The organism is Lactiplantibacillus garii, assembly GCF_003885105.1.
GTDB lineage: Bacteria > Bacillota > Bacilli > Lactobacillales > Lactobacillaceae > Lactiplantibacillus > Lactiplantibacillus garii.
In genome coordinates this window covers 1-23,685 of record NZ_QWZQ01000016.1, presented here as the reverse complement: position 1 = coordinate 23,685, position 23,685 = coordinate 1, and the positions used below count along the sequence as shown (strand labels likewise).

The 23,685-nt window shown below is 47.1% G+C and carries 25 protein-coding genes; 11 read left to right on the top strand and 14 right to left on the bottom strand.

Annotation, left to right across the window (positions count from 1 at the left end):
• Positions 1–47: 47 nt before the first annotated feature.
• Positions 48–569, bottom strand: coding sequence for a GNAT family N-acetyltransferase (locus tag D1831_RS06265; RefSeq protein ID WP_125072076.1), 522 nt, complete (start codon positions 567–569; stop codon positions 48–50).
• Between the two features lie 139 nt (positions 570–708).
• Between D1831_RS06265 and D1831_RS06260 the strand changes: the two genes are divergently transcribed.
• Positions 709–1,350 carry an SDR family oxidoreductase gene (locus D1831_RS06260; RefSeq protein WP_125072075.1) on the top strand — a complete coding sequence of 214 codons (642 nt, stop codon included), beginning with the start codon at positions 709–711 and terminating at the stop codon, positions 1,348–1,350.
• Positions 1,351–1,571: 221 nt separating this feature from the next.
• Here D1831_RS06260 and D1831_RS06255 read toward each other — a convergent pair whose 3' ends face one another.
• The 4 genes from D1831_RS06255 to D1831_RS06240 form a co-directional block, all read right to left on the bottom strand.
• Positions 1,572–1,991, bottom strand: a complete 420-nt coding sequence (locus tag D1831_RS06255; protein ID WP_125072074.1) for a hypothetical protein — start codon at positions 1,989–1,991, stop codon at positions 1,572–1,574.
• Positions 1,992–2,313: 322 nt separating this feature from the next.
• Positions 2,314–2,478, bottom strand: a complete 165-nt coding sequence (locus D1831_RS14605) for a hypothetical protein (protein ID WP_225422802.1) — start codon at positions 2,476–2,478, stop codon at positions 2,314–2,316.
• Positions 2,479–2,515: 37 nt separating this feature from the next.
• Positions 2,516–3,385, bottom strand: coding sequence for a 4-hydroxy-tetrahydrodipicolinate synthase (dapA, locus tag D1831_RS06245; RefSeq protein WP_125072073.1), 870 nt, complete (start codon positions 3,383–3,385; stop codon positions 2,516–2,518).
• A gap of 23 nt (positions 3,386–3,408) precedes the next feature.
• On the bottom strand, positions 3,409–4,572 hold the full coding sequence (locus D1831_RS06240; RefSeq protein ID WP_125072072.1) for an aminotransferase class I/II-fold pyridoxal phosphate-dependent enzyme: 1,164 nt from the start codon (positions 4,570–4,572) through the stop codon (positions 3,409–3,411).
• A 99-nt stretch (positions 4,573–4,671) separates the two neighbouring features.
• On the opposite strand from D1831_RS06240, the gene pdxR reads away from it, so the two are divergent.
• Positions 4,672–6,042, top strand: coding sequence for a MocR-like pyridoxine biosynthesis transcription factor PdxR (gene pdxR, locus D1831_RS06235; protein ID WP_125072071.1), 1,371 nt, complete (start codon positions 4,672–4,674; stop codon positions 6,040–6,042).
• Positions 6,043–6,111: 69 nt separating this feature from the next.
• On the opposite strand, the gene zwf is transcribed toward pdxR, so the two are convergent.
• Positions 6,112–7,596, bottom strand: coding sequence for a glucose-6-phosphate dehydrogenase (gene zwf, locus D1831_RS06230; RefSeq protein ID WP_125072070.1), 1,485 nt, complete (start codon positions 7,594–7,596; stop codon positions 6,112–6,114).
• Between the two features lie 141 nt (positions 7,597–7,737).
• Positions 7,738–8,091, bottom strand: a complete 354-nt coding sequence (locus D1831_RS06225) for an SdpI family protein (RefSeq protein WP_125072069.1) — start codon at positions 8,089–8,091, stop codon at positions 7,738–7,740.
• Between the two features lie 284 nt (positions 8,092–8,375).
• On the opposite strand from D1831_RS06225, the gene D1831_RS06220 reads away from it, so the two are divergent.
• The gene (locus D1831_RS06220; protein ID WP_125072068.1) at positions 8,376–9,761 is read left to right on the top strand and encodes a class II fumarate hydratase; all 1,386 of its coding nucleotides are present in this window, start codon (positions 8,376–8,378) and stop codon (positions 9,759–9,761) included.
• Between the two features lie 19 nt (positions 9,762–9,780).
• Positions 9,781–10,947, top strand: a complete 1,167-nt coding sequence (locus D1831_RS06215) for an MDR family MFS transporter (protein WP_125072067.1) — start codon at positions 9,781–9,783, stop codon at positions 10,945–10,947.
• A gap of 76 nt (positions 10,948–11,023) precedes the next feature.
• On the opposite strand, the gene nrdI is transcribed toward D1831_RS06215, so the two are convergent.
• Together nrdI and D1831_RS06205 are read right to left on the bottom strand one after the other, a co-directional pair.
• Positions 11,024–11,497 carry a class Ib ribonucleoside-diphosphate reductase assembly flavoprotein NrdI gene (gene nrdI, locus D1831_RS06210; protein WP_125072066.1) on the bottom strand — a complete coding sequence of 158 codons (474 nt, stop codon included), beginning with the start codon at positions 11,495–11,497 and terminating at the stop codon, positions 11,024–11,026.
• A gap of 228 nt (positions 11,498–11,725) precedes the next feature.
• Positions 11,726–13,096, bottom strand: coding sequence for a hemolysin family protein (locus tag D1831_RS06205; protein ID WP_125072105.1), 1,371 nt, complete (start codon positions 13,094–13,096; stop codon positions 11,726–11,728).
• 168 nt (positions 13,097–13,264) lie between these two features.
• Here D1831_RS06205 and D1831_RS06200 point away from each other — a divergent pair, with 168 nt between their 5' ends.
• Together D1831_RS06200 and D1831_RS06195 are read left to right on the top strand one after the other, a co-directional pair.
• The gene (locus tag D1831_RS06200) at positions 13,265–13,606 is read left to right on the top strand and encodes a hypothetical protein (RefSeq protein WP_125072065.1); all 342 of its coding nucleotides are present in this window, start codon (positions 13,265–13,267) and stop codon (positions 13,604–13,606) included.
• A gap of 22 nt (positions 13,607–13,628) precedes the next feature.
• Positions 13,629–14,051: an Hsp20/alpha crystallin family protein gene (locus D1831_RS06195; protein ID WP_125072064.1), complete on the top strand. Its 423-nt coding sequence runs from the start codon at positions 13,629–13,631 to the stop codon at positions 14,049–14,051.
• 59 nt (positions 14,052–14,110) lie between these two features.
• Here the strand turns inward: D1831_RS06195 and D1831_RS06190 are convergent, their stop codons facing one another.
• Positions 14,111–14,467 (bottom strand): hypothetical protein, encoded by a 357-nt coding sequence (locus tag D1831_RS06190; protein ID WP_125072063.1) that lies wholly within the window; start codon positions 14,465–14,467, stop codon positions 14,111–14,113.
• 146 nt (positions 14,468–14,613) lie between these two features.
• On the opposite strand from D1831_RS06190, the gene D1831_RS06185 reads away from it, so the two are divergent.
• From D1831_RS06185 to D1831_RS06175, 3 genes are all read left to right on the top strand, one after another.
• On the top strand, positions 14,614–15,135 hold the full coding sequence (locus tag D1831_RS06185; protein WP_125072062.1) for a DUF1836 domain-containing protein: 522 nt from the start codon (positions 14,614–14,616) through the stop codon (positions 15,133–15,135).
• 175 nt (positions 15,136–15,310) lie between these two features.
• Positions 15,311–16,060, top strand: coding sequence for a LytR/AlgR family response regulator transcription factor (locus tag D1831_RS06180; protein ID WP_125072061.1), 750 nt, complete (start codon positions 15,311–15,313; stop codon positions 16,058–16,060).
• Positions 16,061–16,069: 9 nt separating this feature from the next.
• Positions 16,070–16,732: an HD domain-containing protein gene (locus D1831_RS06175; RefSeq protein WP_125072060.1), complete on the top strand. Its 663-nt coding sequence runs from the start codon at positions 16,070–16,072 to the stop codon at positions 16,730–16,732.
• Between the two features lie 158 nt (positions 16,733–16,890).
• Here D1831_RS06175 and D1831_RS06170 read toward each other — a convergent pair whose 3' ends face one another.
• On the bottom strand, positions 16,891–17,673 hold the full coding sequence (locus tag D1831_RS06170; protein ID WP_125072059.1) for a hypothetical protein: 783 nt from the start codon (positions 17,671–17,673) through the stop codon (positions 16,891–16,893).
• Between the two features lie 4 nt (positions 17,674–17,677).
• Positions 17,678–18,184 carry a Cys-tRNA(Pro) deacylase gene (gene ybaK / locus D1831_RS06165; RefSeq protein WP_125072058.1) on the bottom strand — a complete coding sequence of 169 codons (507 nt, stop codon included), beginning with the start codon at positions 18,182–18,184 and terminating at the stop codon, positions 17,678–17,680.
• Positions 18,185–18,304: 120 nt separating this feature from the next.
• Here ybaK and D1831_RS06160 point away from each other — a divergent pair, with 120 nt between their 5' ends.
• Both D1831_RS06160 and D1831_RS06155 read left to right on the top strand, forming a co-directional pair.
• Positions 18,305–19,030 carry a GntR family transcriptional regulator gene (locus tag D1831_RS06160; protein WP_125072057.1) on the top strand — a complete coding sequence of 242 codons (726 nt, stop codon included), beginning with the start codon at positions 18,305–18,307 and terminating at the stop codon, positions 19,028–19,030.
• A 238-nt stretch (positions 19,031–19,268) separates the two neighbouring features.
• Positions 19,269–21,635 carry a phosphoketolase family protein gene (locus tag D1831_RS06155; protein ID WP_125072056.1) on the top strand — a complete coding sequence of 789 codons (2,367 nt, stop codon included), beginning with the start codon at positions 19,269–19,271 and terminating at the stop codon, positions 21,633–21,635.
• Positions 21,636–21,766: 131 nt separating this feature from the next.
• On the opposite strand, the gene D1831_RS06150 is transcribed toward D1831_RS06155, so the two are convergent.
• Together D1831_RS06150 and D1831_RS06145 are read right to left on the bottom strand one after the other, a co-directional pair.
• On the bottom strand, positions 21,767–22,669 hold the full coding sequence (locus tag D1831_RS06150; RefSeq protein ID WP_125072055.1) for an RluA family pseudouridine synthase: 903 nt from the start codon (positions 22,667–22,669) through the stop codon (positions 21,767–21,769).
• A 240-nt stretch (positions 22,670–22,909) separates the two neighbouring features.
• Positions 22,910–23,362, bottom strand: a complete 453-nt coding sequence (locus tag D1831_RS06145; protein WP_125072054.1) for a universal stress protein — start codon at positions 23,360–23,362, stop codon at positions 22,910–22,912.
• Between the last annotated feature and the right edge of the window lie 323 nt (positions 23,363–23,685).

Below are 23,685 nucleotides of genomic sequence, written 5' to 3'. Positions count from 1 at the left end.
GGAGATATAACAGAGACTGTGACAAAAGTCACAGCCTCTGTTATTAATTATAGGGTGATTTGATAAGCGTTGCGTTGGTCGGTTGAATCCCCGTCCATGTAAACCACACCGCGATACGTAAAGCCAGCCTTGGTGATAACGTGTTGCATGCGGGTGTTTTTAGCGTGGGTATCGATACGAATCTGGTGGAATCCCAGTTGATAACTCAATGTCATTAAGTTACTAAAATAAAAGTCGGCCAGGTGCTGACCGTGATAACCGCTCGCGATGGCAATTCGGTGAATTGACGTGTAGTGTTCGCCCGCTGTGGGGTCCCACGTTCCGTCATAGATATGAGCGTAATTGGGGTCGGGATGGGTCAACAACGTCGCGGTTCCCGCAACCTGACCGTCTACGATTAGGAGCCAGGCGTTGTGAGCGTTGATATCTTGTTGCAAATCACTGGCCTGGGGATAACCATCTTGCCACTGGGGAATTTGGTCGGCTGCTAAGGCCCGTTTGCCTTCATCAATTACTTGCATCATTGTCGTTAGGTCGGCGTTGGTTGCTAATCGAACGTACATTGTCATAAAAATCACTTACCCTCTTAAATTAATGGTTAACATTATAGGCCAAGTTGATTATTAGGACAACTTAGAGCAGAATCGTGGGGTTTCACCCCGATTCGCTTTATAATAGGAATTATTAAAAACACGGGAGTGACGCGTTATGAAAATCTTTGTCATCGGTGCACACGGACAAATTGGTAAAAAAATTGTTTCCAAATTAGTTGCGCAGGGCGACCAGGTCTTTGCGGGTATCCGCCAACCAGACCAGGCGGAGGCGTTTGAAGATGCGGGCGCGGAGCCGGTTCAATTTAACCTGATGGCCCAACCAGAAGACTTAGCATTGGCGTTTGCAGGGATGGATGCCGTCGTCTTTGCGGCCGGTTCTGGTGGCCAGACGGGTTATGACATGACGTTGATGATTGATTTGGACGGTGCGGTCAAGTCAATGCAGGCCGCTGAAATTGCGCACGTTAAACGGTACGTGATCATCAGTGCAGAATTTACACCGGAGCGTTCCCGCTGGCCACGGGCTTTACAGCCGTACTACGTTGCCAAGTATTATGCGGACGAATGGTTAAAGACGCGGACCCGCTTGGATTACACGATTCTACAACCCGGAACGCTAGTAAACGATGCCGGGACTGGTCAGGTCACTGTGAACCCGCAAGCGGGTGGTGAAATTACCCGTGACGACGTGGCGACCTTTACGGTGCAGACGTTAAAGACCCCGGCCACCATTGGGAAAACGATTGCGTTAATTAACGGAACAACGCCGATTGATCAAGCCGTTAAACAGGCGTAGAGTGCAATAATAAAAATTTAAGTATACCGTTCAAAAGACCAGAGCGTGCCAAAAGTCGGTTAGCTGGTGAGCACTAACGTCGTATGATGAATAATCTTGGGTTTGGATTGCTTGACATACGGGGTTAAGCGGCGCCCACTGACTTTTGGTGCACGTTTCGACAATGATTGTTCGGAGATAAAAGATGAGACTGTGACTTTTGTCACAGCCTCATCTTTTGATTAAGGTTGGTGCGTGAACGTGATCAAATAATTGATTGCGGCTTTTAGTCGGGGATACTGACGTTGGGCGTAAAATTTAACGAATAATCGCCGAAACAGAAAAAAGTAGCCGTACGTATCAATTGCACAAATGATGATGATAATTGAGGATTGATACGGATCGGCGTGGTAACTAGCAATGATGGTAAAAATGATGACCATTAACGCAATACAACTCGTCAACGCTAACTGGCCTAAACGGTGCAGGTCCCGGCTGCAGGTGGCGATTACCCGGCGAATATCCGTTGGGGCCGTGTGCCACAGTTCATCTTCTAAGGTATTAAAAAGAATAAAAATATCGAATGAAATGGCGAACGCGCGGCGAAAAACGAACTGACCAGCAATTAATATTAACGATAGCGTGATGGGTAACCAGAACACGGGTTAAAACTCCTTTGATTAATAAAAATATTGATAATAAGGTAATGGACGACCACGGCCGGTAAGGGAAAGCTCCCCGCAACCGTTAATTAACTGGCGAAACTAAGACCGTACGGATAGTTTCAAAACTAACCGTGGTTGGCGCCCGTTACAGTGCAGTCACCCTGGGATGATTGCCAGTTGATTGGGGCAAGCTGGTTCCAGGTGACTAGGCGGTTTATTTTAAAAAGTAAGTGGATGCTTATTTATCATACCACGTGCTACGGCTATAATTAGAAAAAGATCACGCTTGGCAAGCCAAACGTGATCTTTTTGGGTTAGTTTACTCCTTGTGCTTGGAGCGGGTGCCTAAATAGTAGGCGCCAACGGCTAATAAAATAATTAAACCAAAAATACCAAACGATCCGCCCATCCACATGAAGGGCATGCCGGTAAAGTACCACCCACACATCGCAGTCACCACTTTCTTTAGTAGAATCGTGTTCATTATACGACATTGATGACTCGGCGCAAATCGTTATGCGTTAGTTTAATTTAGCAAGCAGGGCGAACCGCTGTGCTGACGTTAACGGGAGAATTGGTAAGCGGGGCGACCCAACCAAAACTCCGGATGCGTTAAGCGCGGCTTTGACCGGAGCGGGCGAAGGGGCGCTGAATAGGGCGGCCATTTTAGGCATCAGTTGTCGTTGCCGTTGGCCGGCTTTAGCCCAGTCGCCAGCTTGAAGAGCCGTTTCCATGGCAGCCATTTGGTCACCAAAAATATGACTGGCAACGGAAATGACGCCCTGACCACCGAGAATCCGGGTCGTTAGGGTTTGTGCGTCTTCCCCGGTGTAGACCAGGAAATCCGCCGGGACACCGCTGATGATGGCCGCTAACTCGCCGTCGTCCCCACACTGCTTAATACCAATGATATTGGGATTTTGCGAGAGTGCGAGGACGGTTGGAACCTCCATTTTGACAACGACCCGTCCGGGGATGTTATAGATCATGATCGGTAACCCGCCCTGATCAGCAATTGTCGTAAAGTGGGCGCGCATACCGGCCTGATCGGGTTTGTTGTACGGCGGAACGACGACAAGTGCGGCGTCGATACCAGCAATTTGACTCACTTGTTGGGTGAATTTAACGGTGGCCCGGGTATCGTTTGAACCGACGTTAGCAATGATTGGTACCCGGCCGGCAACGATGGCGGCCGTTTTGGTGTAAAGAGTGAGCTTTTCCGCCGTACTTAGGGTTGGGCCTTCACCGGTCGTCCCACCCACTAAAATGCCCTGTGTGTGGTGGGCTAATAAGTGATTGATCAGTTTTTCTAAGCGGTCGTAATCGACGGCAGCCTGCGCGTTAAACGGGGTAACCATGGCAGTTATGAGGTGTGCGTGAGCAAAATCCATGTTGAGTCCTCCTTAAAGATTGATTATAATTTGGCAGTTTGAGCGCGCCAGGTGGCTAAGCGATTCATGCTATCGCGGAGGGCGTCCTGACTGGCCGCGTAGCTAATCCGGAACCAACCTTCACCGGCAGCACCAAATGAGGATCCGGGAATGACGGCTACCCGGGCTTCTTGAGCCAAACGGGTCGCAAATTGCCAACTGGTGCCATTAAAATCGTTGGGAACCTGAACAAAGATGTAGAAAGCACCGGTTGGGTAAACGTAGTTAAGGCCAATCTCACTGAGTCGTTTTACGAGGTAATCCCGGCGTGCTTGGTAAACGGCCCGCATTTTTTGACCATCATCTAAACCGTGGGTCAAAGCCTCGATCCCGGCCGCCTGGGTGATGGAGCTCGTCGAAGTGACTAAGTACTGGTGGGTCTTTTTCATTTCGTTGATTAGGGCTTGCGGTGCCATGATAAAACCGAGGCGCCAACCAGTCATTGCGTGTGATTTGGACAATCCGTTGATGGTGATCGTCTTTTCCGGGTATAACGTTGCGAACGCGGTGTGGGGCTGTTCATAAGTTAATTCACTATAAATTTCATCACTGATCACGTACAGGTTGGCTTGCTTGATGACGGTCAGCAGGGCAGTTAATTCGGCTTGGGTGTAGGTAACGCCAGTCGGATTCGTTGGGTAGTTGAGAATTAAAACTTTCAGGTGATCGTTGGCGTGCTCAGCAATTACCCGCTGTAAGGCGGCGGGGGTCAGCTTGTACCCTTCGTTAGTCGTATCGATGGGAATCAAGTTTGCGTGGGCGAGCTCAACTAACGGCTGGTAACTCGTATAGGCGGGCGTCGGTAGGAGCACCCCGTCCCCCGGGTTTAGGAGTGTTAATAAACTCGTCGCGACGGCTTCGGTAGCACCGACCGTTGCGATTACTTCACCCGGCGCGTAGGTCAGACCATACTTTTGGTGGAAGTACTGACTCGCTGCGGTTTGAAGTTCACCAAACCCCATTAGTGGCGAATAGTGGGTCCAATTATCCCGAATGGCCTGGATTCCCGCTTTTTTGACGTGTTCGGGGGTGGGGAGGTCCGGTTCACCCACCGTTAATTTAATGATGTCAGCAATCCCCGTAATGGCTTCGTCAAACCGGCGAATTCCCGAAACTTGAATTTTTTGAATGATCTGATTGGTGTCCATAAGTGCAACTTCCTCTCTTGATATTTACCGTTTATAATAAAAGGTAATTGTCATGTTTAAAATAGACAATTTTGATAAAAATGAAAGGACAATTCACTCATGCCATTAAATCGTCAATCACCAGTCCCCCTATATTTGCAGTTGTACCGCCAGTTACGGGATGATTACGACCCGCAGCGTTCGGCAAATCAGCGGTTATGGCCCATTCGTAAAATGGCGCAAAATCTCGGGGTTTCTAAAACTACGGTGGAACAAGCCTACGAACAGTTATTGGCGGAAGGCTACGTTCATACCGTTCCGGGGAGTGGTTATTTTTATAATGATATCAAACATTGGCCGCAACCCACACCCGCCGCGGTATCGGCGTCCCAGCCCAAGCTACCGGTCGCGTGCCAGTATGATTTTCGCTACGGTGTGACCGAATTGCTCAAACCAAGTTGGAACGCGTGGAAAAAGGCGGTCCGCGAAGCGTTACGCCAAGCCGAAACGGGTCCAACGACGGTGTACCCGGATGCGCAGGGGGTATGGGCACTGCGTGAAGAGTTGGTGACCTTTTTAAAAACGAGTCGCGGCGTACACTGCACCGCGGATCAAATTGTCATTACCAACGGGTCCAAGGCGGGGCTGAGTTTACTACTGAGTATTTTGCCACGGGGGATCGTGGGAGTGGAAAATCCGGGCTACCGGGGCCTTACTAGCTTAGCTGCCAGTTACGGGCACACGACGACCGCCATTCCCATTACGACGAGTGGAATTGACCTTTCCGCAGTCACCCGGTGCGACCCGGCGGTGGTATACACGACCCCGTCGCACCAGTTTCCCCTGGGTTACGTCCTGCCGATTGCTAAACGGCTTGCGTTGTTAAAGTGGGCCGCGGATTATCAGCGGTTGATCATTGAAGACGATTATGATAGTGAGTACCGGTATAATGCGCACCCGTTACCGTCCTTACAATCGCTAGCAACGGCGGATCAGGTGGCGTACTTGGGCACTTTTTCGCGGGGTATCGACCCGACGTTGCGGATGGGTTACTTGGTATTGCCCAAACGGTTGGTTGCTAGCTACCACCGTCTCTACCAGTACCGTTCCGGCATGGTAGCGGGATTATTACAACAGGCCATGTTGAACTACTTTACAAGTGGCGCGTATTACCGGCACCTCAGCCGTAGCCGGGCGGTTAATCGGCAAAAGTACCGGCTCGTCTGTGAGCAATTTGCCGGCACGAATTGTATTCACCCCATTACTACTGGCGCGGGAATTCACGTGGTGGTACGCATTCCTAACGTCCAACGGGAGCGGCTATTAACCCAGCTCGTCAAAAATTCCGTGCGTATTTATCCGTTAGATTCAAACTGGGCGGGGATGCCGAGTCACGACTATTACTTGCTCGGATTCGCCGCGCTTGACCTAGGGACGCTAAAGACGGGGTTGCAACGGTTAATTCGAGTTTGTGAAGCCAACGCGGATTAACCCGTCAAAATTAATGGCACGTAAAAAAGGACCCGGAAAATTTTCCGGGTCCTGATTATTGTAATAAGGTTATTCTTTATAAATCCATTCGTGACCGTCTTGACGAAGGAGTTCGTCAGACGCGTCCGGTCCCATCGAACCTGGACGGTAGTTAGGAAAGTCGGGCGTGTGTTCGTCCCAATACTTCTGAATAACGTCAACAAACTTCCAGGAGTAAGCGACTTCTTTCCAGTGAGTAAAGTTAGTGGCGTCCCCGTTCAAAGCATCGTGCAGTAAGCGTTCGTAAGCTTCGGGACTATTAGCGGTTGCTGCAGCGTCGTGGGCAAAGTTTAATTTGACCGGCGTGGTTGCAAAACCTTGTCCGAGGGCCTTGGCGTTCATTCGTAATTCAACCCCTTCGGTTGGTTCTACGTTGATCGTTAGAACGTTGGGGGCTAAACTCGTGGCCGCGTCATCGTTTTCCCGAACGTCGTCGTGGTTAAAAATGTTAACGATCGGTCGTTTAAAGACTACGTCGATGCGAGTAAATTTGTCAGCTAAGCGTTTCCCGGTCCGGACGTAGAACGGAACCCCCGACCAGCGGAAATTGTCAATCATGACTTTGCCGGCAACGAAGGTGTCCGTGTTGGAATCCGGCGAAATCTTATCTTCGTTGCGGTACGCTTTAACGTCACCATCCGCGGCGTATTGTCCGCGAACAAAGTTGGTGGCAACTTCTTCTGGCTTAAGTGGTCGTAAGCTGCGCAAAGCCTTAACTTTTTCGACGTCAATATCTTTTTCCGTAAACTCGACCGGTTGATCCATTGTCAACAGGCTTAAAATTTGTAAAATGTGGTTTTGAACCATGTCACGGAGGGCACCACTGTTATCGTAGTAAACGGCCCGTTCTTCGACGCCCAGTTTTTCACTCAAAGTAACCTGAACGTTTGAAATGTAACGGTTGTTCCACAGTGATTCCCAAATATTGTTGCCGAAACGAATGGCCGAAATGTTTTGAATCATTTCTTTGCCTAAGTAGTGGTCAATCCGATAAATTTGATTTTCGTTAAACGTGGCGGTTAACTGATCGTTCAGTTCCTTGGCACTTTCAAAGTCGTGACCAAACGGCTTTTCAATAATGACCCGGTTAAAACCGTTGGGCGTTAAGATGTTTTCAGACCGCAAGTGTTGGGCGATCGTGCCAAAGAAGTTCGGCGCCATGGCTAAGTAGAAAATCCGATTTCCCTGTAAACCGTACTGAGCGTCTAACTTTTCGGATAATTGCTTTAAAGTGACGTAGTGTTGGGCATCCGTCACGTCGTGAGATTGGTAATAGAAGTGGCCCGCAAACTTAGCAACCGTGGCCGGGTCGGCGTTTAAACTTGCCAAAGAGTCCGTAATGACACCGTGATAGTGTTCATTCGTCCAGGGCCGCCGGGCAGTTCCGATTACGGCAAAGTGTTCCTTTAAATAGCCCTTCTGATAAAGCTTGAATAGGGAAGGGTACAGTTTACGTTGAGCTAAGTCGCCGGTACCGCCAAAGATGGTGAATAAGGCAATTTTTTCTTTACTCATCAATTAACCTTCTTTACTAAAATTTTATTTATAAAATGACGCTTAGTTGGAATTAAATTAAAAATGTAAAAGCTACCATTACTAATATTAAGCAATTAGTATTATTGGTCAATTATAAAGTATCAGCAAGGTTAATCTCAGCTAACCTTGATTGACGTGGTCGTTAGGAAAGGCGTGACGCAGTTCCCGTTCGGTGGCAATGTTTTGAAGTATTAGGGCAATCCCCAGTGCCACCGCTTGAACGTTGACACTTTGCAGCCAAGCAATGTTAAACAGGCCACCGGCAACCGCACCTAAAAATAAAATCGTGAAGATTTCGATGCCAAAAGTAGAGTAGAAGCGTTGTGCAAATTGCCACGTTTCTTCAGTCTTAATGGCGCGCCGAGACATGTATCCTGCTAGCGAATGCATCTTGGGCATCCGGACCCGCTGATAGATCCAGATGATTAAAATGACTAAAAAGCCGGCCGCTAAGCCAAAGCTGTTTGTCGACATACTGTCACCTCGTTCTTTTAAATTCACAAAGCACTTACATGTATTATAGCAATCATCGGGACGGATAGTCGATATTCGGTTTTAAAAACGGACGTTTCAAAGTTAATTTTTAGCGCTGCTCACCGGTTAAGCAAACTGAAGTTTAAAATTCATTCGGTTGAACGCTAAGATAGGCGAAAACGGTCCGGGAGCGTATACTGAAGGGTAACCGTGGTGATTACAGCTAATTGTATGTATTAGTTATTAAGACAAATTACCGTGGGATCAAATGAGGAGGGTTTTAAATGACAACATATCGTGAAGAAGCGGATACGTTAGGGACGGTCAGAATTCCAAGTACGGCCTTATGGGGACCCCAAACGGAACGTAGTCGCCATAATTTTCCCCATGGCGTGGTAATGCCCGTCCAAGTTATCCGGGCATTATTACAAATTAAGCGGGCCGCGGCCCGGGTAAATGGAGACTCGGGTCACTTAAGTGCGGCCAAGGCCGCAGTGATTACTCGGGCTGCTGACCAGTTGTTAGCGTTAGATGACGCCCATTTAATGGTCGATTTTCCACTACACGTTTATCAAACCGGGTCGGGGACCCAAACTAATATGAACGTAAACGAGGTGCTTGCCCACGTCGCGGCTCAATTAGATCCAACGACGCCGGTGCGGCCGAATGATGATATTAACCAGTCTCAGAGTTCAAACGATACGTTTCCCACCGCTATGAACATTGCGGCACTCCAAGTGTTAGCACCATTATTAACGACGGTGGCGACGTTGATTACGGCGTTAACCGAAAAGCAACACCAGTACTGGCGAACGGTCAAGATTGGGCGGACCCACTTACAGGACGCGACGCCCCTAACCTTTGGGCAGGAAGTTAGTGGCTGGGTCAGCACGTTAAAGCGTGACCGGGATTATTTGCAACAGTTACAACCAACCCTGTTAGCTTTGCCAATTGGGGGGACCGCGGTCGGAACCGGTTTAAATACGCAACCGGGCTTTGATCGACAGATGGTGACGGAACTTGCGACGACTTACCACCAAGCTTTCGAGGTGGCGGATAACGATTTTGCGGGGTTAGCGGCTCATTCGGGATTAAACGTCGTCCACGGGGCGTTAAAGACGCTTGCGGCTGACCTGGTAAAAATCGGTAATGACATCCGCTTTTTGGCCAGTGGCCCGCGGGCCGGTTACGGCGAATTGACGATTCCAGCCAATGAACCGGGTTCTTCGATTATGCCGGGGAAGGTTAACCCAACCCAAATCGAAGCGTTAACGATGGCTGCGGCCCGGGTCATGGGTAACGACGTCACGATTGATTTTGCTGCGAGCCAGGGAAACTTTGAAATGAACGTTTACAAGCCGGTGATCATTGCCGCCTTTTTGGAATCGGCCGAATTGTTGACCGGGACCATCGATGGACTGACCAATAAGTTAGTGCGGGGCATGACCGTTAACGAGAAGCGGATGCGGGCATTAGTTGACCAGTCGTTAATGACGGTTACGGCGTTGTCCCCCCACATCGGGTACCATCGGGCGGCGGAAATTGCGCAAACTGCGGAACGCGCGGGACTAACTTTACGGGAAGCGGCTCTAAAGAGTGGTTACGTGTCGGCAGCGGACTTTGATTTATGGGTCGATCCGCTCAAGATGACCAACCTCGACCGGCAATAATAGGAAATTGGTGAAATGAATGCAAAGAGAAGTACGGTTACGTTGGCTATTTCTGGCCAACTTACTTAATAACGCGGGGGCCGCATTCATGTGGCCGTTAACAACGATTTACATGCATAATTATTTAAAACAGAGCTTAACGTTTTCGGGAATTGTTTTGTTCGTGATGTCTATGGCCATGATTGCTGGAAACTACGTTGGCGGTCGGTTGTTTGATCAGTGGCGCCCGTACTGGACGGCCATTTTAGGCGGGGGAATCTCAACGTTGACCTTAGCGACCCTGATCCTTTGGCATAGTCTGTGGCCGTACGCCGTTGGACTAGTCATCGTCGGGTTTGGCGACGGCATTAGTATGACGGTGGTGAACTCGTACGCTGCCACCGTCACGACGCGGTCGAATCGCTACGTGTTTAACATGTTATACATGGCGCTCAACGTTGGTGTCGTGATTGGAACGTTGCTCGTTGGTTATTTATTGGAATTAGGAATTAGCGTGGTTTTTGTGGTGACCACCGCTTGCTACGTGGGCCTAATGGGAATCGTGTTCAGTACCTTCAACGTGGCTCCGGCAACTAGCCGGGAAACGGCGGCCCAACCACGTGGTCAGGACACTACCCCGCGTAGTCACCGCCAGTTGATCTGGATGATTGCCTTTATGATTTTTACGATTTATTTAAGTTACGCCTTGTGGGAAAGTATTTTATCCGTTCACATGACAAACTTAGGCATTCCGTTCCGGCGCTATAGCGAAGTTTGGACCATTAACGGGTTATTAATTATTGGCAGCCAGCCGATTGTGTCCCGGTTTAACGAGCACTTTAAAATTGGAACTCAGGTGGGAGTAGGTATCACGTTATTTGCCCTGTCATTTTTGGGCCTCGTTTTTGCCCGGCAATACGTGGACTTTATCATTATCATGGTTGTTTTAACGGTTGGGGAAGTGATTGGCTTACCAATCGCGCCAGCCTGGGTCGATGATATGGCGGCCGATAATCAGCGTGGCAAGTATCAGGGACGCTACAACATGGCGTTATCACTAGGACGAGCCGTGGGCCCCTTATTTGGCGGGATGATGGTGGCTCAGTTTACTTACTCAGTTCTTTTTATTACCGTAACGATTTTGATGCTTGGAAGCTTGGCGCTGGTTTTATTAAGGGCTAAACGGGAAAATTTATTGAATGGTTGATGGAAATTAAACGTGGTAGCTGATACTGCAAAAAAGGATTCAAGACGGTCAGCGTCTTGAATCCTTTTTATATCGATTATTTAGTGTACGCGGCTAAGCGTTCCTTCATCACGTTGTAAATCCGTTCGGTATCTACGGAGGTTCCCCGTAGTTCGTAGTCGGCAATCAGGTCCGTATCCAACTGTTCCGCGTAACGGCGGGCAGTTAAGCAGTACTGTTCGTTAAAGTTACGGTTACCACTACCTACTACGCCTAAGCAGAAACGGGGATTTTGGTCATAGTTTAAGTATTCACCTAAGACGTTGGTCATTAACTCTTTAACGCCGTTGTCAATCCCGTTTCCACCGTCTAAATAGGTGGGAACGAACGCAAAGTAGGGCTTGGTTTCAATTGCAAAGTCCGTTTGTTCACTAATTTCTTTGAGGGTGATCAAGGGGTTACTTTCATCCGCAGCGTGCTGGGTTTTGGCATAATCCTGCATACCTGTTACAAATGAACGGGTATTACCTTCGATTGAAATGTAGATAATATTAATTGTTGATTCACTCACAGCCAGTTCCTCATTTCTGTTTACGTTTATGTTCAGTTTACGCTGTGACCTATTGATTTGCAAACAACTTCTGTTAGTTGATGTAAACGTTTCTAAATAGTGAGGGGGATGGTCAGGTCAAAAAGTTAGCGGTGAATTAGCCAGACATCAAAATAAAAACTGCAATCTGGCAACTTTTAAGATGCGCAGATTGCAGTTTTTAATTAGGCTTAAGAAAGCTTAAACGAATTATTTTTTATCAGAATCGTCCGCTTCATCGGTGGTACTTGGCGTTACGGTCTGTTCACTAACTTCAAACCAATTGATGTAGGCGTTCTCGAAGTCGAGGGCCTTAAAATTGAAGTTACCGATTTGAATCGTATCGCCAGCCTGAATTTTGGGGAAGTTATCCAAAATGTAACCGGTCAAAGTGACCACGTCGGAGTCTTCAAATTCTTGTAAGTCGGTCTTGAAATACCGTTCGAAGTCGTAAATGGTCATTTTACCGCTGATTCGGTACGTCCCGTTAGCCTGTTTGTCGATATATTCATTGGAAACGTTGTCGATTTCGTCGTTGACCGTTCCGAAGAGTTCTTCGTAAATGTCCTTATCCGTGACGATCCCACTCGTCCCACCGTATTCATCAACAACGACCACGATGGGGGTCTGCTTGTCGATCATTTTCTGTAGAATGGCTTGAATAGGGGTCGTTTCGGGAATGGTAATGATGTTACGCAGGACCTTGTTGACCCGAATATCGTCGTCAACTTCACCCTGACGAATTAAATCGTAGTTGTAAACGTAACCCAGAATCTTATCCTTGTCATTATTTGCTACGACGGGTAGCCGGCTAAAACGCTTCTGTAAGTAAACCCGGATGGCTTGCTTAACCGTATCGTTGATATCAATTACGACTAACTGGGTGCGGTCAATCATAATATCCTTAGCAATTTTATCGTTAAATTCAAACGCTCGTTCCATGTAGAGGTAGTCGTCACGTTCCAACTGACCGCCAGAAACGGCATTACGCGAAAGGTTTAAAATTTCGGCCTGAGAATAAACGTCATTATCTTCGTTCGCAACGGGAATCCCCAACATTTTGACAACCCCAGCGGACGAAACGTTTAATAACCAGACGAACGGGTAGAAAATAACGTGGAACCACCGTAATGGCGTGGTAATGACGGCCATTACCTTTAAAGGCATGTCAATCGCAATGTTTTTTGGAACGATTTCCGTTAAAACAACTTCTAAGTAAGTCAGTAAAAAGACCCCGATGACGATGCTGATCCCGCGTAAAACGGAGGTAGCAATCGAGAGATTAAAGAGGGCGAGTAACTGCAAAACGAAGTGTTCCGTGGTTTGTTCACCAATCCACCCTAAGATGATCCCAGCTAAGGAAACCCCCACTTGGGTCGTAGAAAGGTATTCGTTTAAGTTGTGGACCATGTGGAGGGAGGTCGCAATCCGCTTAGAAGGCTTATCACGCTTCTTTTGTTCTTCTTCCAAGGCGCTTGGTCGCGTTTGAACCAGCGCAAATTCGCAAGCAACGAAGAAGGCGGCAACGCAAAACGTGATGACAATAATGACTAAATTTAAAACTATCTGGCCATTGTCCATTGAGTCCAAAGAAACATTCCTCATTTCATTTAATAGTTACTTTTAGTATAACGCGAAGTAGCTAATATTATAAGGATAGTTCACATATTTTGCAATCGATCAAAGATGTTTAACGTTTACCGTTAATGGTGCTAAACTAAGGGTATACCAAGTAAAGGGAGATCTTTTGTGATGCCAGTAGAAACGAAAACTAAGATTCATGAGGATTCGAAGAAATTGGTTTATCAGGATAGTGATGTCAAAAAAGCGATGGATTTAATTCGTGACCATGGTTACGTGACCCGCGACGATTTCAATCAGATGGATGACGAAGACTGGGCGGAAGGCTTTGAAAAGAAAATTTCTGACGCTTTCTTAAAAGTTGACGGCGAAGATCCGTACATCTACTTTGAACAATTTGATTTTAAGGGTGGCGACATTGATTCGATTATCTTTGATATGGATCAAGTTGGGACCCGTGACCATGCCTTACAATTACTTGCGGAAGCCATTCACCAAAAGGCTTACTAAATGTTGAGACGGAGGAGTTAACATGCGTCAGTACGGTTTAGGTCGTCAGTTGTGGGACCACTTACCAGTAAAAAATTTACGGCGGGTACGGCATCAGGTTGAGGACGTTTTAAACGCCCGGCTCGTGATGCGAACGGACGTCGTGGAACACGATGATGACTACGTCGTGACGGCGGAATTACCCGGTTTTGATAAGGAAGCCATTACGGTTACGTACCAAGACAATTGGTTAACCATCCGTGCGTACCGCTCCCAGACTGACGGGGCCGGTAGCGATGATGAACGGATTATTCACCGTGAACGGACGGGACGGGCTTTGACCCGGCGGTTTCACGTTCAAGGTGTCGTCAAGGATCAGATTCAAGCCCACTATCAGGCGGGCGTATTGACCGTCAACTTACCAAAAAAAGTTCGTGATAGTGCGGGGAAAATTGAGATTCAGTAAACCCTAAAAAAACGGGCGTCCCGATTAAATTCGGAATGTCCGTTTTGCCGTTGTTGGGGTTATTTTTCAGCATCTTTAGCCGAAGCGTCGGCTTGTTTATTCGCATCCGAGATGCTCATTTGAATCGTACGGGGCCGGTCTTTAAAAATAACAATGGTTCCCTTACCAAGAAAGTTCTTTGGACCGTCGTAGGCCATTTCGTATTCGTTGGCAAACGCGCCTTCCTTTTGTAACGTCATGAAAAAGATTTTATCATCTTCATAATCGTCACTGAACATGACTGCCATAGTGCTGTCAATGAGTAATTTTTCCGAACGCATCGCTTTGAGACGCTCCCATAATCCGGCAATTACGGCCTGGGGGATGAGTTCCTTGACGTCGTCACCAACGCGGAGTTTCTTCGTCATTTCGTACATATTTCATCGGACCTACTTTTCTATTGAATTTATCGTAACTCATAAATGATAACATATTCCGTTCGAAAACTAGTTTAAAAGCTTACCTAGTTTACAAGACTAGTTAATCTGTATATAATGATGTTAATATGTTGGGAGGGGTTTAGATGGCGAGTGAAACTTACGTTGCGTGGCAAGCGCGGATGGAAAAGGTAATTTTACCTAAGTGGACGGAGTTGCCCAATTTTGATCTGTATATGGATCAGGTTCTATTATTGATCAACGAAACGTTGCAACCGTTGGGCGTTGACCAAGTGACCGCAGCGATGATTAATAATTACGTTAAGCATAAGGTGATTTTGGCACCCGTTAAGAAAAAGTACCAAATTATGCAGTTAGCGGATATCATTGTCATCAGTTTGTTAAAACCCAGTTACCCGCTAGATCAGATTCGACAGGGAATCGATCAAGTGACGGCGACGGGCTACCCTAAGCGGGCTTATGATGGCTTTATTACTGCGCTGACTAATCAGCTCCACCACATGGATGCGCCCGTCACAATCTCCGACCAAGATCCCAGTGCCGGTTTAACGGTTGCGGCGGCCCAATTAATTGTTGATAAATTACGGACGGACGAATTATTACGGCTTAATCAAGCTCAGGTAAAGCCCCAACAAATTGAAAAATAGTTCGGGAACGGTTGACTGAAGGAACAATTTAGTTAACCGTTCCGTTTTTAGTTGCCGTAGTCAGATGGCTTTAGTATGATTAAGGAGTAAAAATGATTGTAAGCAATCTAAATGAACGAATGAATCACGGACATTTGTACGGGAAATAACTTAACGATTAGGAAGAGTGATTAAGATGAAGGTGTTTATCAGCGACGATCAAGAACCGCAACGTCTCTGGCTAAACGACATCATTACGGCTCAGTTAGATGAACTCCAGTTTAACTACGAATTGGCGTCGGTTTGGCAACCCGCCGATGTTTTAGCGGCCGTAAAAAAGAGTAGCGGACCGAATATTTATTTTTTAGACATTGTGCTTCAACGTGAGATCAACGGTATTCAGTTAGCTTCCCGGATTCGGGATTACGATCCGGATGGTTTTATCGTATACGTGACGGTTCGTGACGATATGATGCCCGAGACACTCAGTGCGATGACGACGCCCACGGGATTTATTTCAAAAGCAAACATGTTTGACCGGGAACATTTCATTCCCCAGGTCCATCAAGTGCTACAAGTTATCAAAAAACGACTCGTTAAGCTACAAACGAGCCCGGAGCCAACGCTGATGATTCGGAGTGGTGCGTTGCTATTAACGTTGAAACTGGATGACATTGTGTATTGCGAAAAGGTGCACGGCCTAAGAACGACGCGGATCGTTACGGGGGATCAGGCCTACGTGGTGCATAAGAATTTAAACACGGTTAAGGCGCAGTTGACGAACGGCCGGTTTTTTAATGACTTTCAAAGTTACGCGCTAAACCTAGAGAAGGTTGTCACGGTTGATTTTAATAAGGGAAACGTTAACATGATGAACGGGGACCACTTATCTTTCAGCCGGGGAACCATCAAAAAATTACGAACGTATTATCAAACTCAGGAATAGGATGATCAAATGATTTCGGATGGACAATTGGCAGCAATCAAAACATACGCGCTAGCGAGTTTGGCACGGGATCGTAGTGGGCATGGTCGGGACCACCTTGAACGGGTCAATCGGCTCGCCCACCGGTTAGCAACGGCGGAAGGTGCTAACTTGAATTTAACGTTAGCTGCGGCGTGGTTACACGACGTTATTGATGATAAGCTGATGGCCGATCCCGCAGCGGCCCACGCCGCGTTATCGCAACACCTGACACAGTTAGCCGTGTTGGCGCGCGACCAAGCCGCAATTTTTGCCATTATTGACCACATGTCATTTAGTCAGTCGTTTAACGGTCCCCAGAAGTTGAGCTTAGAAGGTCAAATCGTACAGGATGCCGACCGTCTAGACGCAATCGGCGCGATTGGAATTGCCCGGGCACTCTATTATTCGGGTCACGTGGGTGAAAAAATTTATGATCCCGCCGTGGCGCCGCGCCAACATCTAACGAAGGAACAGTACCGTAACCAACCAGGAACGGCCATTAATCACTTTTATGAAAAGTTATTTAAATTGGCTGATCTCATGAATACCGCCAGTGCGCGGCGTTTGGCTGAACAGCGGACGGCCGTGATGCACGCTTTCGTGGACCAGTTTAAGGCGGAATGGCGTGCCGACGATGCGTTGGCCGATTAATTAAAACTGATAACACGCATAAAAACGAGGCTGTGACAAAAGTCACAGCCTCGTTTTTATCTCCAAATAATTATTGTCGAAACGGATTTCAAAAGTCAGCGGGCTCCGCTCACCAGCTAACCGACTTTTGGCACACTCTGGCTTATTTACTAACAAGATTAGGAAACCCGGTTGGTTAGTACCTGGGTAATTAACATGACAATCAGTGAAACAATTAGTGAATAGCATAAAATAATGGCGACCGTGAATCCCCAGGAAACTAGGGTGGTGATCCAGCCCGTGATGCCGAGTAACGTTAAAATCGTCGTGATGGTCACAATAACTGCAAAGGTACTGTAGAGTCCGACCGTACTGTTTTGATAATCGGCCGGACTGAGGTCGAAACCGCCTAAAACGATGGTAATCGTTAAAAACAGGAGGAGTGGGGCCTGCCACCAACCGATGGGGGTGCTGACAAGGGCCGCCCAACTACCGGACCAATCGGGGTGGGCCGGTGTTTCGGCCAGCTTCAAAATGGCTTGTCCTAATCCTGGTGCCAGCCACCAATCTAATCCCAGTAGGGCGGCGGTACAACCAAAAATGGGTGCCACGCCAATGAAGAGGTTCCCGATGACTTGGTAGGGATCGTGTCGGTTCCAAGTATGGTTAACGTACCCCATGGCCAAATCGTCCCCCGCATCGGTATCCGGATGCAGGTGGGGACGTTTGAGCAGTTGAACGGATTGAATACCGTGCCGAAAAATAATGGCGAGAATTAGGTGGCTGATTTCGTGTAAAATAATTCCTAGAAAACCGCAGTAGACTTGGCTATTAATGCCGAAGTGGTTCACTAGGTTGGCCTTACTGCGCCGGTTAATGATGGTCAACAGGCCCGCAAAGCTCCCTGGAATCCCGAGGGTGATCAGCAGAACGAGTAAGTTATTCATAATAAGTTCTTTCACACGATCACTCCGTTATTTCACCAAAGGTTCCGTGGACGAGTTTGCGTAAATCGTTCGCGTCGATCTCAATGGAACGCCCAATCTTACCGGACGACACTAAAATTTGACCCTGTTGCTTGGCACTTTCGTTGATAAAAATTGGAAATTTCTTAGTTTCCCAAATTCCGACCGGCGTATTGGCGCCGTGCTGGTAACCAGTTGTGTGCTCAAGATCTTTAAGCGGAATCATGCCGACTTTTTTATTGCCGGATAGCTTGGCTAATTTTTTATAACTGAGGTGTTCGTCAAGCGGAAGGACCCCCACTAACGGACCAGTTTTGTTGCCAATCAGCGCTAAAGTTTTATAAATGTGGTGTTCATCGACTCCCAAGTGGTCAACTTGGAGCTGTTGAACGTCTCCCTCGGTTTCGGTAGGAAATTCATACTGTTGGTAGCTGATGTTGGCTTTATCGAGAATCTTTTCAACGAGTGTTTTACCTAATTGATCTTTTTTCTTGTTCTTTTTCGACATTTTTATCCCTCTTAATTATAAAATACGTCCCAATTATTAAAATGGACCGGTGCAATTCTCCCAAACGGTAAAATTTCTGCTATACTGGAGGCAACCAATTTACTAAAAGGGGGGATTACGATGGCAGATCTAGTCTACCAACAAGTTATCACCGACCTCAACAAACGCATTATGGCTAATGAATTTGTCGATAAAAAGTTACCGGACGAACGTAGTCTGAGCGAGCAGTACCAAGTGAGTCGCAGTTCCATTAAGCGCGCCCTGAACGTGTTAGCTAATCAGGGGTTAATTTTTAAGAAACGGGGTTCCGGAACGTTTATTAATCCATTATATCTTAAAAACCAGTCTTCATTTAAGTATGAAGGGACAAATTTAGGAATTACGGACAGTTTAAATACGGAAGGCGCCAAACCCAGTATTCAATTATTAGACTTTCAGGTTATTCCTGCAAGTGCGGAGTTGCAACAAGACTTATTTTTAACGGCGGATGAGTTTGTTTACGAAATAAAACGGTTGCGGTTATTAGATGACCAGCCGTTTATGATTGAAACGGGCTACATCCCGATCAAGCTAGTTCCCGAACTTAACCGGCAAATTGTAAGCGGCTCAATCTTTAGTTACGTTCAGAAAACGTTGCACGCCGCGGTCACGAAGTCGTTTTTGTCGATCTCAGCGGATAGTTCCAACGCAACCGACCAACGGTTACTGCACCTTAAACCGGTGGAACCGGTCGGAGTAATGAGTGGGATCTTTTTCCTGGATGACGGGACGCCGTTTGAAGTTTCTAACATGCGTTTGCATTACCAGTACATGAAGTACACCACCTTTGTGTCGACGAACGGGTAACTAGTCTAAAATGATGGAAAGTTAAGAAGATCCCCAAATTTTTAAAAAAAGTTTTAAGTGCTTAAAACGGGCCACCGTAAGGGATTAGGCCCGTTTTGTTTACGCAAATAAATTAATTGGACCGTTCCAATTAACAAAAAGGTTGATTTTTCAAAATATCTTGTTAGAATAGAACTTGTAAACGATGTCAGTTACTTAATTGAAATCAATTAAACCGCAAATTAAGGAGTGTTTTGAAATGGCAACAGATTACTCATCACCAGCATATTTGCAAGAAGTTGACAAATATTGGCGGGCGGCAAACTACCTCTCAGTCGGTCAACTTTACTTAAAAAATAATCCACTATTACAACAACCTTTAAAGGCAAGCGACGTTAAGGTTCACCCAATCGGCCACTGGGGTACGATTGCCGGTCAAAACTTTATCTACGCCCATTTAAACCGGGCCATTAACAAGTACAACTTAAAGATGTTCTACGTTGAAGGTCCCGGTCACGGTGGTCAAGTGATGGTTTCCAACTCATACTTGGACGGCACTTACACCGATATTTACCCTGAAATTACGCAGGACGCTGAAGGGATGCAAAAACTCTTTAAACAGTTCTCATTCCCAGGCGGGGTTGCTTCCCACGCGGCACCCGAAACTCCGGGTTCAATCCACGAAGGTGGCGAACTTGGTTACTCAATTTCACACGGTACTGGTGCAATCTTGGATAACCCGGATGAAATTGCCGCGGTTGTCGTTGGTGACGGGGAATCCGAAACGGGTCCGTTAGCAACTTCATGGCAATCGACGAAGTTCATCAACCCAATTAATGACGGTGCGGTTTTACCAATCTTAAACTTAAACGGGTTCAAGATTTCTAACCCAACCATTTTTGGTCGGACTTCCGATGAAAAGCTGAAACAGTACTTCGAAAGTATGAATTGGGAACCAATCTTTGTTGAAGGCGATGATCCTGAAAAGGTTCACCCGGTTATGGCTAAGGCCATGGATGAAGCCGTTGAAAAGATCAAGGCCATTCAAAAGAACGCTCGCGAAAATAACGATCCAAGCTTACCAACTTGGCCAATGATCGTCTTCCGCGCACCAAAGGGTTGGACTGGTCCTAAGTCATGGGACGGCGATAAGATCGAAGGTTCGTTCCGTGCGCACCAAATTCCAATTCCTGTTGATCAAAACGATATGGAACATGCCGACGCGTTAGTTGACTGGTTGAAGTCGTACAAGCCGGAAGAACTCTTTAACGAAGACGGTACTTTGAAGGATGATATCAAAGCCATCATCCCTGAAGGCCAGAGTCGGATGGCCGCTAACCCAATTACGAATGGTGGGGTTGATCCTAAGGCCTTAAACTTACCAGACTTCCGTGATTACGCCGTTGACACGACCAAACGTGGCGCCAACGTTAAGCAGGATATGATCGTTTGGTCAGACTACCTGCGGGACGTGATCAAGAAGAACCCGGATAACTTCCGTTTGTTCGGACCAGATGAAACGATGTCCAACCGGTTATACGGCATCTTTGAAGCCACTAACCGTCAATGGTTGGAAGACATTCATCCGGATAGTGATCAATACGAAGCACCCGCTGGCCGAATTTTGGATGCACAGTTATCTGAACACCAAGCTGAAGGCTGGTTAGAAGGCTACGTCTTAACTGGTCGCCACGGTTTATTCGCAAGTTACGAAGCGTTCTTGCGGGTCGTCGACTCCATGTTGACCCAGCATTTCAAGTGGTTACGGAAAGCCAACGAACTTGATTGGCGTAAGAAGTACCCGTCACTTAACATTATTGCGGCTTCAACCGTATTCCAGCAAGACCATAATGGTTACACCCACCAAGATCCAGGTGCCTTGACCCACTTGGCTGAAAAGAAGCCGGAATACATCCGCGAATACTTGCCAGCCGATGCTAACAGTTTGTTAGCCGTTGGTGATGTGATGTTACGGAGTCAGGAAAAGATCAACTACGTGGTTACATCAAAGCACCCACGTCAACAGTGGTTCAGTATTGACGAAGCCAAGCAGTTAGTTGATAACGGCCTAGGAATCATTGACTGGGCAAGTACCGATCAAGGCAGCGAACCGGACATTGTTTTCGCCGCTGCTGGGACGGAACCAACTTTGGAAACGTTAGCTGCAATTCAATTATTGCACGACAACTTCCCAGACATGAAGATTCGGTTCATCAACGTTATTGATATCTTGAAGTTACGTAGTCCTAAGAAGGATCCACGGGGCTTATCTGACGAAGAATTCGATCACTACTTTACTAAGAACAAGCCGGTTGTCTTTGCGTTCCACGGTTACGAAGACTTAGTTCGTGATATCTTCTTTGACCGTCACAACCATAACTTACACGTTCACGGTTACCGTGAAAACGGGGACATCACCACGCCATTTGACGTTCGGGTGATGAACCAGATGGACCGCTTCGACTTAGCTAAGTCCGCAATTGCCGTACAACCAGACATGGTTGATAAGGGCGCGGCCTTTGTTCAAGACATGGATAACATGTTGGCAAAACACAACGCTTACATTCGGGATGCCGGGACCGATTTACCAGAAGTTAATGACTGGCAATGGCACGGCTTGAAATAAAGCGTAACGTTTAATTAAGAAATAACTAAACAACCACTATAACGGGCGTGTGCCCCCGTTGTAGTGGTTGTTTTTAGGTTATAAAGAATGGAAAACCCGTACCGACCACTCCCAGGTAGTCGGTACGGGTTTTAATAATGCTCAATGAGTCCCAGTTGGTGAAAGAGAGGGGGTAAGGGTGCCGGAACAAACACGGAGGTGGTACTAAATGGCAACTGTAAGGCGAGTGCCTGGGCGTGCAACATTAGGCGGGGTGCCTGATCTGCATGGTCGTCGTACAACGGGTCACCTAAAATCGGGTGACCGCTAGCGGCTAAGTGGACCCGTAACTGGTGGGTTCGACCGGTAGTCAGGGATAATTTGACCAACGTCTGTCGCGGAGTCGTTGTAACGACTTGGTAGGTAGTTAAGGCCGGCTGTGCGTCGAACGTATTGACCCACCGTTTGCGTTTATCGGCGGGGTCGTGACCAATTGGCGCGTCAAACTGGCCAAAAGTCTGAGCGAAATGTCCGCGAACCCAGGCATAGTACGTTCGGCGAATTACTTTAGTACTAATTAAACGGTCCAAAATGGGTACAACAACGGGGTTTAGGGCTACCACCATGGCACCGGAGGTCATTTGATCGAGGCGGTGAACCATGTATGGGGCTTGTTGGCTAGGGGCCAGGTAAGCTGCCAAATGGTTTAAAATCGACCCGCGTTCACCCGGCTGATTAGGGTGTGATTTCGTTCCGGCGGGCTTATTAACTACGAGTAAGTTGGCATTGCGGTAAAGGACGGAAACCGTGGCCGCGCTATCTGGTAAATAGTTAGACACGGGAGTTCGAAAATCATTCGCAATAAAGGTCAGCTGCAGGTGATCGCCGGCTTGAAGCGGAGACGCGACCGAAGCGGGAAACTGATTGATACGGATTCGGCGCCCCTGACGGAGTTGTCCCTGAATTCTTTTGGGGACGAGCCAGGTTTGCAGACAGGTCCGCACGGTTTGTCCAGCTAGCTCGGAGGGGATCGTTAAATCGTATGACCAGGACACGGGAAGAACCACCTTTCAGAAAAGATAAGCAAATACGGTATTAGATTCATGGTAATAAATTTGTAAATTGAGCCACCCCAGTTTTGGGTTAAACAGAATAGGCCGCTTTTGGTGCACGTTTCGGTACCGGTGCTACGGAAACGCAAGACGCGTAAATTACTCGGTTTACGTTGAGTAATTTACGCGCCTTAAAGTTTTGTCCCACACCCTTGTTTCACGTTGCCGCTCGTAAAGTGGTCGCTATTCTTGGGTAGGCTTGACGATCAAAACGTCACAAACCGCGTTACGACTAACGTAAGTCGTAACTGAACCAACGACCAAACGTTCAACAGCGGAGAGGCCGGTTGAACCAATCAAAATTAGTTGGTTGTGATGATCAGCGGGAAATTCGCGAGCAATGACGGTTTTGGGATTACCAAACCGAACGTGCATGTCGACATCGGTAACACCGGCATCCAGGGCTTGTTGTTTGAGTTCTTCGAGCCGTTTTTGAACGTCTTCTGAAAGCTTATAAATAACGTCACCGCTTACGGCGCCACCGTAAGTATCACTGAATTGATTCACTTCCAAGACGTTGAGAATGTCGAGGTGGGTCTTATTGCGCTTGGCAACTTCAATGCCGCGCTTAAGTACTTCTTCGGTGGCTTTGGAGCCATCAACTGGTACCAAGATATTTTGATATTGTTGTAACATAATGGTTACCCCCGTTTGATATGGCTAATTATTATATTTATTTTAGCATTAATTTTAAACCGTGTAAGTCTTTTAGACTAATAGATTGAATGAAAGAATCGTAAACGAGCTGAAAAGCCTTGACGATTATTTTTATTTTTGCAATTTAAGCCAACTTTTTTGTTACAAATAATTGCGGATGGTTAACCATTTTAGAAATTGCTGTAATATTTTTCAAGAACTGATTATCAAAAACATTATACACGATGTAAATACAGATGCGCTTTTCAATAGGATTTCAGGTGAGTTTGCGAATTTAAATGAAAATCAATGAAAACTAAGAT

Excerpts from the sequence above, each read along its gene's own strand:
- D1831_RS06155 (WP_125072056.1), top strand. The coding sequence starts at position 19,269 with ATGGCAACAGATTACTCATCACCAGCATATTTGCAAGAAGTTGACAAA.
- dapA (WP_125072073.1), bottom strand. The coding sequence starts at position 3,385 with ATGGATTTTGCTCACGCACACCTCATAACTGCCATGGTTACCCCGTTT.
- D1831_RS06240 (WP_125072072.1), bottom strand. The coding sequence starts at position 4,572 with ATGGACACCAATCAGATCATTCAAAAAATTCAAGTTTCGGGAATTCGC.
- zwf (WP_125072070.1), bottom strand. The coding sequence starts at position 7,596 with ATGAGTAAAGAAAAAATTGCCTTATTCACCATCTTTGGCGGTACCGGC.
- D1831_RS06195 (WP_125072064.1), top strand. The coding sequence starts at position 13,629 with ATGCGTCAGTACGGTTTAGGTCGTCAGTTGTGGGACCACTTACCAGTA.
- D1831_RS06175 (WP_125072060.1), top strand. The coding sequence starts at position 16,070 with ATGATTTCGGATGGACAATTGGCAGCAATCAAAACATACGCGCTAGCG.
- D1831_RS14605 (WP_225422802.1), bottom strand. The coding sequence starts at position 2,478 with ATGAACACGATTCTACTAAAGAAAGTGGTGACTGCGATGTGTGGGTGG.
- D1831_RS06215 (WP_125072067.1), top strand. The coding sequence starts at position 9,781 with ATGCAAAGAGAAGTACGGTTACGTTGGCTATTTCTGGCCAACTTACTT.
- D1831_RS06205 (WP_125072105.1), bottom strand. The coding sequence starts at position 13,096 with ATGGACAATGGCCAGATAGTTTTAAATTTAGTCATTATTGTCATCACG.
- D1831_RS06265 (WP_125072076.1), bottom strand. The coding sequence starts at position 569 with ATGACAATGTACGTTCGATTAGCAACCAACGCCGACCTAACGACAATG.
- D1831_RS06185 (WP_125072062.1), top strand. The coding sequence starts at position 14,614 with ATGGCGAGTGAAACTTACGTTGCGTGGCAAGCGCGGATGGAAAAGGTA.
- D1831_RS06180 (WP_125072061.1), top strand. The coding sequence starts at position 15,311 with ATGAAGGTGTTTATCAGCGACGATCAAGAACCGCAACGTCTCTGGCTA.
- D1831_RS06260 (WP_125072075.1), top strand. The coding sequence starts at position 709 with ATGAAAATCTTTGTCATCGGTGCACACGGACAAATTGGTAAAAAAATT.
- D1831_RS06190 (WP_125072063.1), bottom strand. The coding sequence starts at position 14,467 with ATGTACGAAATGACGAAGAAACTCCGCGTTGGTGACGACGTCAAGGAA.
- D1831_RS06225 (WP_125072069.1), bottom strand. The coding sequence starts at position 8,091 with ATGTCGACAAACAGCTTTGGCTTAGCGGCCGGCTTTTTAGTCATTTTA.
- D1831_RS06145 (WP_125072054.1), bottom strand. The coding sequence starts at position 23,362 with ATGTTACAACAATATCAAAATATCTTGGTACCAGTTGATGGCTCCAAA.
- pdxR (WP_125072071.1), top strand. The coding sequence starts at position 4,672 with ATGCCATTAAATCGTCAATCACCAGTCCCCCTATATTTGCAGTTGTAC.
- D1831_RS06220 (WP_125072068.1), top strand. The coding sequence starts at position 8,376 with ATGACAACATATCGTGAAGAAGCGGATACGTTAGGGACGGTCAGAATT.
- ybaK (WP_125072058.1), bottom strand. The coding sequence starts at position 18,184 with ATGTCGAAAAAGAACAAGAAAAAAGATCAATTAGGTAAAACACTCGTT.
- D1831_RS06160 (WP_125072057.1), top strand. The coding sequence starts at position 18,305 with ATGGCAGATCTAGTCTACCAACAAGTTATCACCGACCTCAACAAACGC.